The 12188-nt window shown below is 36.4% G+C and carries 12 protein-coding genes and 1 pseudogene; 6 read left to right on the forward strand and 7 right to left on the reverse strand.

The annotated features are described in order from the left end of the window. A pseudogene (locus ACFIK1_RS06850) lies at positions 1–209 on the reverse strand (hypothetical protein); the annotation flags it as partial. A gap of 779 nt (positions 210–988) precedes the next feature. Between ACFIK1_RS06850 and ACFIK1_RS06855 the strand changes: the two are divergent. From ACFIK1_RS06855 to ACFIK1_RS06880, 6 genes are all read left to right on the forward strand, one after another. Next, positions 989–1201, forward strand: a complete 213-nt coding sequence (locus ACFIK1_RS06855; protein WP_375633122.1) for a hypothetical protein — start codon at positions 989–991, stop codon at positions 1199–1201. Between the two features lie 131 nt (positions 1202–1332). Then, positions 1333–1842 (forward strand): right-handed parallel beta-helix repeat-containing protein, encoded by a 510-nt coding sequence (locus ACFIK1_RS06860; protein ID WP_375662415.1) that lies wholly within the window; start codon positions 1333–1335, stop codon positions 1840–1842. Positions 1843–1861: 19 nt separating this feature from the next. Then, positions 1862–3433, forward strand: coding sequence for a hypothetical protein (locus tag ACFIK1_RS06865; RefSeq protein WP_375662416.1), 1572 nt, complete (start codon positions 1862–1864; stop codon positions 3431–3433). Next, entirely contained in the window at positions 3430–4041 is a 612-nt protein-coding gene (locus tag ACFIK1_RS06870) for a hypothetical protein (RefSeq protein ID WP_375662417.1), read from the forward strand. The genes ACFIK1_RS06865 and ACFIK1_RS06870 overlap by 4 nt, the downstream gene beginning before the upstream one ends. Before the next feature lie 124 nt (positions 4042–4165). Continuing rightward, positions 4166–4753, forward strand: a complete 588-nt coding sequence (locus tag ACFIK1_RS06875) for an autotransporter outer membrane beta-barrel domain-containing protein (RefSeq protein ID WP_375662418.1) — start codon at positions 4166–4168, stop codon at positions 4751–4753. Further along, positions 4731–4895, forward strand: a complete 165-nt coding sequence (locus ACFIK1_RS06880) for a hypothetical protein (protein ID WP_375662419.1) — start codon at positions 4731–4733, stop codon at positions 4893–4895. The genes ACFIK1_RS06875 and ACFIK1_RS06880 overlap by 23 nt, the downstream gene beginning before the upstream one ends. 657 nt (positions 4896–5552) lie before the next feature. On the opposite strand, the gene ACFIK1_RS06885 is transcribed toward ACFIK1_RS06880, so the two are convergent. The 6 genes from ACFIK1_RS06885 to ACFIK1_RS06910 form a co-directional block, all read right to left on the reverse strand. Next, complete coding sequence (locus tag ACFIK1_RS06885; RefSeq protein ID WP_375662420.1) at positions 5553–6335, reverse strand: ABC transporter ATP-binding protein; 783 nt, start codon at positions 6333–6335, stop codon at positions 5553–5555. After that, entirely contained in the window at positions 6322–7206 is an 885-nt protein-coding gene (locus ACFIK1_RS06890; protein WP_273790733.1) for an ABC transporter ATP-binding protein, read from the reverse strand. Before ACFIK1_RS06890 ends, ACFIK1_RS06885 begins: the two co-directional genes overlap by 14 nt. Next, entirely contained in the window at positions 7199–8128 is a 930-nt protein-coding gene (locus tag ACFIK1_RS06895) for an ABC transporter permease (protein ID WP_273790732.1), read from the reverse strand. The genes ACFIK1_RS06890 and ACFIK1_RS06895 overlap by 8 nt, the downstream gene beginning before the upstream one ends. A 2-nt stretch (positions 8129–8130) precedes the next feature. Beyond that, positions 8131–9204, reverse strand: coding sequence for an ABC transporter permease (locus ACFIK1_RS06900; RefSeq protein WP_375613823.1), 1074 nt, complete (start codon positions 9202–9204; stop codon positions 8131–8133). Between the two features lie 110 nt (positions 9205–9314). Continuing rightward, positions 9315–10931: an ABC transporter substrate-binding protein gene (locus ACFIK1_RS06905; RefSeq protein WP_375662421.1), complete on the reverse strand. Its 1617-nt coding sequence runs from the start codon at positions 10929–10931 to the stop codon at positions 9315–9317. 357 nt (positions 10932–11288) lie between these two features. Further along, on the reverse strand, positions 11289–12188 hold a 900-nt coding region (locus tag ACFIK1_RS06910; RefSeq protein WP_375662422.1), incomplete at its 5' end, for an ABC transporter substrate-binding protein.

The following is a 12188-nucleotide window of genomic DNA, read 5'->3' on the forward strand; positions in this document are numbered from 1 at the left end:
TTTTGCCAAGTTTGAGAGAAATCAAAAGCAGCAGCAATGATGTTTTTCCATTTGGTGATGGTGGTGGTATCAGCACCAAAATAAACCAAGACGTGTGCGCCAGTCATGGTAAAGCGCAACACACGTAGAACAATGTTAAAAGCCATCAGGGCGGCAATGGTTTTGATAATGGCGCTTGTTAAAACGGGATGGTCCTTGCCCCATGCCATTAAAACGCGCATTTAATGGTAAAAAATAACCATAAAAACAATAAATTATCACGTATTTCTAACTAATCTCACCTCTTCCCACTTAGTACAAAACCTAATGTCAAACTACATCCAACGGAGTTTTGTATAGTATGTAGCCTTTCGGAAATTGTGGCTTATCAGCGGATTCTACATATTTTTATATTTTATTTGTTCAAAGAAGACACTGAGCACTCAAAGAACCCTCAACGCTCTATTAAAGCCTTCTCTCATTTTTGCTGTCAAAAACTCATTCGATACATAATGTAGGTAAGAACAATCAATTATCACATATCCACTCTAATTTCACTTTTTTCCACTCAATATAAAATATAAAGTAAATTACACACAAAAATATTTATTATTTATTAACTTTAAAACTATAAAATCTCTCATTTTTTTGAAAATGTACAATATTAAAAACACTACTATTCTTATTTATATTATATTTTTTAATTTATTTTATATAACTGTATTTCTTTAATTATACATCAATAAATATTAAAATAAATTAATATTGATATAAAATAATATATATCACTAATAAAAAACTTATTTTTAAAATATAATTATATAAAAATACATTATGAAATAAATTTAATATTACATAATTAAACATAAATACAACTTTAATTTTGACAAAAAAGCAAAACAAAATATCAAAGTGCTGTGTTATTAAAATAAAAGCAATATCTATTTTCACTTCTGCTTATGAAGTTAGCGGGAAAATGAATGTTGGGGGCTTTAAAAGGAGTAGACTGATGCCTAAAAATTTTCTTCTATCCTGCACAGCAATTGTGGCAGTTGTACTTTCTTCTATCAATCTTAATGCACAAGCTAAAAATCTTGAAATTTCAGAAAGTAAAAAAGAAGTTTCCAACGAAACCTACGAAATTATTCACGCAAAAAAAGGTGGTCAAATTATCGGCAAGCATTTGACGATAATCGGAAACAAAAAACAAACACCAACATAGGCACAAATGCGCACGCTATAACAGCTGAAGGTTCTAACACTGCGATTGAATTACTGGATGGTACAACCATTAAAGGAACTGGTTCTAGCATTTTTTGCGGTCTTGAAGCAAAAGATGGTGCTACACTGAAAATGACCGGGGGAACTATTACAGTTTCCAACACTGGCGCTAAATTCTTGAACAGTAAGAATGCTGAAAACAAGCTAAAAGATATAATAATATCAAGTGGCAAAGGCAAAGCTCCACTAACTTTTGCAATATTTGCAGACAAAGACAGTGAAGTCACTTTAGAAAATGTAAAAGTGACTAAGGCAATGAATAGCGTTACTGCAAATAATAAATCTGAAATCACGATATTAGGAGGATCATTTGATGCCACAAAGGCAGCAATATCTGCTTACAATGGCAGTCGCGTAACTCTAACCAATAATGTTCAAGCTACATCATCTCATGGCACTGGACTCCATGCAACAGATTCAGAAACCACAATCGAAATGATGGGAGGAAGCGTAATCAAAGAAAAAATGGCGTTGGTTGCAGAAAACGGTGGACATATCAAGGTCACGGATGTTCCTACAATAGGCGCAGGAGTCAATAGCGCTAATAGTATGATTGAATTTATATGGCAATACAACGATTAAGAATGCTGGTGTTGGGCTTGTGGCAAGTAACGGTGGCGTAATTAAAATGATTGGGGGGACTATTACAACTTCTAAAACTGGTGTTGTCTTCGTGAACAGTAAGAGCACCGAAAGTAAACTAGAAAATGTAATAATATCAACCGGTAAAGATAAAAAATCAGGCAAAGGAATTCTTCTAGAGAAAAAAAGTGCTCTCACTTTAAAAAATGTAAAAGTGACTCAAACAGGCAACAGCGTAATTGCAAATAATCGTTCTAACATAACAATCTCTGGAGGATCATTTGATTCAAGCTATGCAACAATATGTGCTCAAAATGGTAGCAGCATCACCTTAACGGACAATGCTCAAATTACGTCACATGATGAAGCAGTCCTCTATGCACAAGACTCAAAATCCACAATTACGATGACAACAGGAAACGTGACAGGAAAATATACAGCCTTAGAAGCAGACATAGGTGGCCATATTACGGTTACAAATGTTGCTTTAAAAGCAACTAATAATGGCCGTGGTGTAGCTGCTGGTGCAGCTGCCTCTGGCTCTAACAGTGTGATTGAATTGCTTGGAAATACAACGATCAGTGACGTTAAAATCGGAATTGATGCGCAAAACGATAGCACAATCAAAATGATCGGAGGAACCATTACTGCTTCCGAAGCAGGCATTCACTTATTAAAAAACAAGAGCAATAACAAACTGAAAGATGTAACGATATTAAATCGTAAGGATAATGCACTACTAATCAATGCAATAATTGCAAGAAGAAGTGCCATTACTTTAGAAAATGTAACCGTTCCGCAAGCAATCAATAGCATAATTTCAGATAATGGTTCTCAAATAACAGTTTCTGGAGGATCATTTAACGCAAAAGGTGCAGCAGTATCTGCCATAAACGGCAGCACTATTACTTTAACTGACAATGCTCAAATTACATTATCTGATGACAGTGGGCTCTATGCAAAAGACTCAAAATCCACCATCACCATAACGGGAGGAACAGTACAAGGTAAAACTACTGCATTATTTTCCGGAAACGGTGGACATATTAAAGCCACGAATGTTACTCTAATAACAGCAGATAGTAACGGATTCGATGCGGAAAGCCAAGATGTTGGCAGTTTAGTTGAATTATATGGCCATACAACGATTAAAAATGCTGAGATCGGACTTTATTCAGAAAATGGCAGCACAATCAAAATGAATGGAGGGACAATAATTGCCGAAAATAGTGCATTTGTTGTAAATAATAATGGACATATTGATGTAACAAATGTTTCTGCCACAGCAGAAGATAGAAGTATAGCATTTGAAAAATCTAAGAACAATAAAACATCAGAAATCAATTTAACCAATGCAAAACTTCACATTAAAAATGGTACTGGAATTAATGCAAATGAATCAATTGGTAAAGCCAATCTCAAAAATTCAGAAATCCGTGCCAATGTTTTATTAGTAACCGAAGCCTCAACGAAAAAAAATGATTTCACTTTTATACTAAATGCCGATCACTCCATCTTAGACGGCAAAGTGAGCACTGAAAAAAATTCAAAACAGTCTTTGATTTGCAAAACAATACGAAATGGATATTGAAAACAAGCACAAATAAAAAAAGCCAGAACGAAAAACTGCTTGATATTACTCAAAGAGCACGTTCTGATATTTCTGTCCTTAACATCAATAACAGCTCTATTGTTTTTGAAGAGCCAACTGAAGATCATTATCACACGTTGCACATAGGATCTGGCAGACCAAATACTAAAAAAGTCTACAATGCTACAGGAAAAGCAGAAATTCATTTCAACGTCGAATGGAGTGATCGTGCTGCCATAAATAAACAAAAAGCTGACCATCTTCTGATTCACGGTGATGTTTCAGGTACTACACTGGTTTACATCACTGGACATTTAGAAAAGAACAATATTAAAGCAGACGCTTCTGCTCTTACCAGTGCACGTGGTCTTTCACTCATTCAAGTTTCTGGAAAAGTAAATCTAAACTCTTTCAAACTTGCAAAGGACTATATCACAATAAGTGGTTCACCTTATAAATATATACTGAAAGCTTATGGACCAAAATCAAACCACAGTAAAACAAATACTGAACAAAACCTTTTAGGAGAAAATAAAAACTTCTGGGACTTTCGCTTACAACCAGTACTGCTTGATAGAGACTCAAAAGTAAAAACCATCGTGCCATAAATACAAACTATTTGATCAAGCCCCAATGCTCTCTTGTATGCTGGATTGACCAATATGGCTAAGCAAAATGCAACTGTTAACCAATATGCGACATTTGTCTTAAGGAAAGAATAAGACAAACGGAATGGCTTTTTCTTATACACCTATGGAAAAACAGGAAGCTTATTTTTTGATAAGTAGTACTTCTAGTAGATATGGTTATAGCAGTGCTCATCTTCGTTATGCTGCTCTACAAGGAGCTGTTAACTTTGTCGCGCTAGAAGGGAAAAATATCTACAACACATTTTGGTCTTATAGAAACCTATGGACAACTCTCTTTGCACTCCAAAGAATATGCAAGACAGCAAGTAAGAGCATATTGAATAAATGGTCATTTCACTCACCGCCTATGGCAGTAAACAGCGTGACAGTGGTTTCTATCTTGATACGCTGTTTATCCTATGGATTCCTAAAGAGAAAGATCACCAATGCCCTCATTAGTACAACCGCAAAATTGAAAAATGCAAAAATGTTGGCGATCTCCACAACTGTTAGCAAACAATTTGCAACGGGTATCCAAGGCGTAACATTCGAACCGCAGGCACAGCTTGCCTATCAACATTTGATGTTTGATACCATTAAAGATGCTGATAATCTGACCATTGAGATGCAAAATCCTTCTCAATGGATAATCCCGTGTTGGTGGACGTTTGACAAAAACCATTGCCACTGAAAACAGCCGTCCTATGTCTTTCTATGGAAAATTAAACTTAATCAAAACCTTTGGTGATGATCAGACATTCCATATTGATAAGTATTATAAATGTGACCCCTTGGGAAGTTCCGTTGAAGGTGGGCTTGGTATTAGTGCATAATTGTCCGCTAACCTCTCCCTTCATGGTGATGTCAGCTATCAACAAAAGCTTCAAAAAACTGGTATAAGTGGTGCAAGCTTTTCAGGAGGAATACTCTATCAGTTTTAAATCAAGACTGTAAAAAACAGCCTATTCAATTTAACAAAAAGGCAGCATATTGCTGCCTTTTTGGTTTATTATAAGCTGTTTTTAAGCGCTTTTTTAAATAGAGAACAGCGAAATATTTGAAGACAGTCATTGACCATTGGATGTTTTTTACAAAAAATTCTTTTTATAAAGAATAAAACTGTAAAAAAGAGAACAACCAAAAACAAAATGATATTGTAAAATAATGAGAAGCTTTTCTAGAAAATACAACATTACTATCTTTTGTTATTTCTCACAAATTTAATGCTTAAAATCCCAAAATAAAACTTTTGAACATAAAATGATAAGTAAAAAATAATGCAATAATATCAAACAAAGGGATATGTTATAAGTCACTCATATATTTCAAAATGGAAGTTCTAATAGGATTTAAAATATTACAGCTCAAACACTGCCCAGAAAATTCATACTGAAAAAATCCTATTATCCCCTTCCCTCTTAACAATGCCGTCAAACATCTCCAGAAACTTCAAAACAAATAAAATTGCATTTTCTCTTTTGTAAAATTGATCATGCTCTTTGCTCTCTATGGACAATAGGCTCTATACTTGCTTCAAAAAACTCCTTTGTATAATCGTGTTGCGCATGTAGATTACGCAATTCATCATTGCTAAGCTCTTCAAGAATAATCCCTTTATGCATAATTCCAACACGTTCACAAATATGTGCAACAACAGCAAGATCATGGGACACCATCAAATAAGTAAGCTTTTTTCTCACGCGCAGTGATTTCAACAAGTTTAAAATTTCAGCCTGTACCGACACATCCAATGCAGATGTTGGCTCATCAAGCAACAACACCTCTGGCTCAATAATTAAAGTACGTGCAAGAGCAATACGCTGACGCTGCCCTCCAGACAACTCATGAGGATAACGATAAAGAAATGAAGAATCTAAACCAACGGAATCTAAAGCATCCTCCACCCGCTCTCTTTGATTATCCATTCCATGGATTTTGAGCGATTCAGAAAGAACCGTATGGACCATTTTTCTTGGATGCAGCGAAGCATAAGGATCTTGAAAAACCATTTGAATACAGCGTAAAAAATCCTTACTTCTTTTCTTTTCAACTTCTTGTCCAGCAAAAAGAAACTTTCCACTATAATCTGGAATAAGCCCCACCAATGTATTCAAAATAGTTGACTTTCCACATCCGGATTCACCAATCAAACCATAAGCTTCACCACGCTTAATATGAAAATTAACATTTTTAACAACTGTTACTGCCTTATGCCTGTGCCCAAAAGTTACAGATAAATTAGAAACATCAATAATATTCTCACAATTTGTCATGAGGAACCTCCTCAACGCCATTAACAATCGTAGGATTATACAACCAATCAGGATCACGCTCAGGAACAGCCAAAATATCAACTGGATTATCAAGCCGTGGCAAACTCGCGAGCAACGCCTTTGTATAAGGATGACAAGCGTGAGACAAATCAGAAGCAGGCAACTCTTCTAACACACGGCCCGCATACATCACCAAAATACGATCACAAAAATCAGCAATCATATTTAAATCATGACTAATGAAAATAAGTCCCGTTCCAGATTTTGTCACAAGTTCATCTAATACAGATAAAACTTGTCGTCTGACCGTAATATCAAGTGCAGATGTTGGCTCATCGGCAATAATTAAATCAGGTTTTGGAATGAGCATCATTGCAATCATCACGCGCTGCCCCATCCCCCCAGATATTTCATGAGGAAAGAGACGCATCACATGTTCAGGATCACGAATATGAACAGATTCTAACATAGATATGGTGCGCTCCCTCGCTTCAGCTTTTGAAACACGATAATGAATACGGTAAGCCTCCATAATCTGTTCCCCGATCCGTATTAATGGATTAAGTGAATATTTGGGGTCCTGTAAAATCATTGAAATACGTTTCCCACGGATTTTTCGCATCTGAGGTTCACTTGCGGCCAATAAATCAACATCCTCAAAGCGCATTTTTTTAGCTTTAACAATGGCTGCTTTTGGACTCAACCTTAGTATTGCGCGCCCAGTCATCGATTTTCCAGATCCGGATTCACCAACAATTCCAATTTTTTCTTTTCCAACAGAAAAACTAACGCCACGCACAACTTCTGAAATGCCGCGCGTTGTAGGAAAAGAAATACGTAAATCTTCTACTTCTAATAATTTATTACCCATTGCGTGGATCCAATACATCACGAAGACCATCACCTAAAAGATTGAAAGCAAGACTTGCAAATAATATTGCACAGCCTGGTATTGCCGCCAACCACCAATTTGTCATCATAAATTCTCGCCCTGAAGAAAGCATCGCACCCCATTCAGGACTTGGAAGTTGAGCTCCCAACCCTAAAAAACCAAGACCAGCAGCCGTTAAAATAATTCCAGACATATCCAAAGTTAATCGTACAATCACTGAAGGAATACACATGGGCGCAACATGAAACAAAATAATTCGCCAAGCAGAGGCCCCTTGCAGGCGAACTACAGAAACATAATCAGAAGAACGTATTGTCAAAGTCTCAGCACGTGCTAAACGTGCAATTGGTGGCCATGCTGCAATTGAAATTGCAATAGAAGCATTTTCAATCCCTGGTCCCAATGCGGCTGAAAATGCAAGAGCTAAAATCAAACCTGGAAAAGCAAGAAAAATATCGACAATGCGCATGAGCACAGTATCAACCCATCCGCCCATATAACCAGATACAGTTCCAACAATAAGCCCTATTGGACCTACAATAACTGTTGTAAGAAAAACAACATAAAGAGTAATACGGGAACCAAAAACAAGGCGACTAAAAATATCACGTCCCAATTCATCTGTTCCAAAATAATGCGCCATAGAGGGTGGCTGCAACCGATGCCCTAGATCATTGCTAAGAAAATCATGCGTAGCAATCCAAGGAGCAAAAAATGCACATATGATAATAATACAAATAATAAGCAGACCGAATACAGCCGAAAAGTTATGAAAAAACTTAGCCAGTGCGTGATAAATTCTTTGTATGTTCGCTTGAATTATGGAGTTTGGAACAGGATCGTTTAACCAACTACCCAAAGAAGATGATGATTGCGATTTATGATGATTACTTACTGTCATATTCAACGTGTCCTTGGATCAAAAATGCGATAAAGCAAATCAGAAAATAAATTAATGGCGACAAAGATAAATCCTACAAGTAAAGTACATCCTACAACTGCATTCATATCTCCGGCTAAAAGAGCATTTGTCAAGTAATGTCCAAAACCAGGCCAAGCAAAAACTGTCTCCGTTAAAACAGCCCCTTCTAATAAAAAAGCATAAGAAAGTGCAACAACGGTAATAATTTGAACAGCAGCATTTCGAAAGGCATGCCCCCAAACGGTTCGCGCCCACGATAATCCCTTTACACGTGCAGTAATGATATATTCCTGATTAAGCTGCTCAATCATAAACCCACGAGTCATACGGCTAATATAAGCCATAGCACCGAAAGCCAAGATCAAAGCAGGCATAATAACGTGACTAAAAACATTACCAAAAGCCTCCCATTGTCCTTGGCTTGCAGTATCCCAAAGGAAAAATCCTGTTTTTGGTTCAAAAGAATATTCATAAAGAAAATCAAGTCGTCCTGGGCCACCAACCCAGCCAAGTTTGGCGTAAAATATTAACAACGCCATTAATCCGAGCCAAAATGTTGGAGTAGAATAACTTACAAGTGTAAAAACACGGACAACATAATCAATAAATGAATCGCGATACATTGCTGCAAAAACACCAAATGGAATTCCAAGACTTGTGCCAATAACAATAGCAACGGTTGCAAGCTCTAATGTTGCAGGAAATACACGCATAATATCGGCTAGAACAGGTCGCCCAGAAGTTAAAGCATCTCCAAAGTCAAACAAAAATACATTATGAAGATACTTCCAATATTGGACAATCAACGGCTTATCAAGACCCAGCTTATAATACATTGCATCATAAGCTTCCTGACTAATATTATCACCAAGAATAGACAGAACCGGATCTAGAGGAAGAAGATGACCAAGAAAAAAAGTGATCGTCACCAACCCAAGCAATGTGATAAAAACTGAAATAAGAAGTTTCAATCCTTTGCATAAAAAATCCCATAAAAATAATTTTTTCTGCTTTTCTGATACAGCTCTTTCAGTCTCTGAAAGTGGCAAAACCATTATAAAAATCCCCTCTGTAGCGACAAAACATAAAGCAAATACTTTTTTATATAACAAAACAATCTCTTATTAAGCATGTTCTACAATCATTTTCTATAACATGCTTCTTTTTATTTTTCTGCTTCATTGTAATAAAGTCTATAACTGTTCCAAATCCATTTTTTGACATCAGGTCCCATACCAACGGTATAATATGTCTGAAATAAATAAACCATAGGACCATGCTCTAGCACATAATGCTGTAAAGTACGATATTGCATGATACGCTTATTGGGGTCTTTCTCAAACAAAGCATCCATCACCATGTTATTAATATTTTCATCATAATACCCAGCGCGCCAAGCTAAATACATATTGTGCTTTTTTGTAAATGTTGGATCAGGGTTAAACACGTGATTTAATGAAGCAGGATGTCCATCAGGATCGGCACTCCCCCACCCCATAATAGCAGTATCATAATTTCCACCACGTACACGGCTCAACAATTGATTTTGTGCCATTTTTTCAATTGTAAGCTCAACACCAATTTTGCGTGCATTGGCTTGAATAGACTGTGCAACAGACGACATATAACTAAGGCTTCCAACTAAAAGATTAGCTTTAAACCCATTAGGATAACCAGCTTCAGTAATCAGTTGTTTTGCTTTTTTCAAATCCAACTGAAAAGGCAAACCTTCTTTTTCATCTAAAGCACCTGGAACACCTAAAGACATATAAGTTGCCCGTGGAATAGCAATCCCTTTCAAAACAGTTTTTCCAAGACCTTCATAATCAACCAAATAACGAAGTGCCAATCTGACCTTTTCATTCGCAAAAATTGCATTCTTATTATTTAACGATAAGTAAATAATCTGCGGACGCAAAACACGACTAATTTTGACTGGTCCTCCCTTTTTTTCAAGATCTAAAATATCCTCTGAAGAAAGATCACGCACTATATCCACATCACCTTTTTCCAAAAGAAGTCTTTGACTTGATGAATCCGCTACATGCTGCACAACAATCTGCTTAATTTTAGGCACTTCGCCCCAATAATGTTGTGTCGCCTCTAACACAACTTTATCTCCTGGAGACCAGCTCACCAATTTATAAGGTCCAACACAAGCTGTATGTGTTGCTAAATATTTATTCCCCATATCACCGTTAATACTCTGTGCTTCAATTGTTTTCCGATCAAGCAAAGCAGAAGCATAAGATTGTCCAATAACAGTCAATATGAGCTGAATAGGATAGGGTTTATCTAATTTTAATTGTAAAGTCTTATCATCAAGAGCCTGAATATTTGTTTCAATATTGTTTTTGGTAAACCCATAATCCATTAAAGATTGAGCATAGCTTAATCCTAATTTAATAATCCGTCGCATCGACCATACCAGATCTTGCGCTGTAGCCATCCTTCCATCATTAAACTTTAAATCATCACGAAGATGAAAGACTATTCTTTTGCCATTGTCTAAAACGTCCCAAGATTTTGCCATAGCAGGGCGAAGTTTTGTAGGATCGTGTTCATCATATTGCACTAACGCGCTGCAAATATTCGTCAATAACTCACTCGTCACAACCTCAACAGTTTGCGCTGGATCAAAACTACTAATTGAATCAATATTCCATGCCATTACCAATATATCTTTAGATGAGGCACTGAATGCCGATGTTACAGCCCCATTAAAAAAAACGATTGAGCTTAATAAAATAGAAAATTTTTTCAATATTCTTTGTTTTCCCATTTTATCTCTTCCTTTTGTATTCTTCTACCTTTTCACACAAAGTGATTGTGATTTTGCTTAAATAGCATAGCATTAGACATCAATTTCATTTAATCAAACTAAGCATCTATAAAATAATTTTCTTATACATTAGTCTATATTCGGGATGCAGAGAATCTATAACCATAAACAAAGATCCTCCCCAATATAACTTTCTATATTCATCCCTCCTTAATAAACGACCTCCATCATATACAGCACAAATATCCCCCACAGTTTCATCCTTTAAAAAACTGAAGGACTTTTATATGAAAAAATATTTTCATCATGCAATTATGATCAAGCTATTTTTACCTTTGACAACACGAAAAGACACTTTTATTTTTCAATTTTACTATAAAAAATACGCGGTGCACTATTCCAAACCCATTTTTTGACATCCGGTGTCATCGCTATAACGCTATATTGCTGGTAAATAAACGCATAAGGTCCTTTTTGCATAAGTTCACGTTGTAAATCAGCATATATTTGCGCCCGTTTTTGCGGATCTTTTTGAAACAACGCTTCTTCAACTTTTTGATTCATCTTAGCATCAAAATACCCATGCTTCCAACTAGGATAGGCTGTATTTCTAGCCTCAAAACGATTATCTGGATTGAAAATAAGACGTGAAGCCATTGTATGAGGATCGGCAGAATCATTATTCCATCCGATAAAAGCCGTATCAAAAGCTCGAGCATCCACTTTTGAAAATAACTGTGTACCTGCTACACGTTCAATTTTAAGACGCACGCCCGCCTGTGCAGCACTATCTTGGAGTGACTGAGCAAGTAACAAAGTATAAGGAGTGTTTGACACGAGAAAATTTGCCGCAAATCCATTCGGATAACCAGCCTCTGTTAAAAGCTGCTTGGCTTTTTGAATATCAAGCTTAAAGGGCTGCCCTTCTTTTTCATCTAAAGCCCCAAAGTTGCCAAGAGGAATAAAACTGGCCCGTGGAACACCAATCCCTTTGAGAAGCTTCTTGCCAAGACCTTCATAATCTATGAGATAACGCATCGCCAAGCGCACTTTTTCCTTAGCAAAAATAGGATTCGTCGTATTGAATCCCCAGTACATCATAGTTGGCACTAACACTCTTTCAACTTTAACATCTGTTGTTTTTTGCAGATCTGCAAGATCTTCAGGTGTCAAATTACGAGCAACATCAATATCATGTTTTTGCAACAACAAACGTTGTGTTCCGGGCTCTGCAACATGGCGAATTAAAATCTGCTT

It is taken from the genome of Bartonella sp. OC16QHHD (assembly GCF_042194035.1).
Lineage (GTDB): Bacteria > Pseudomonadota > Alphaproteobacteria > Rhizobiales > Rhizobiaceae > Bartonella.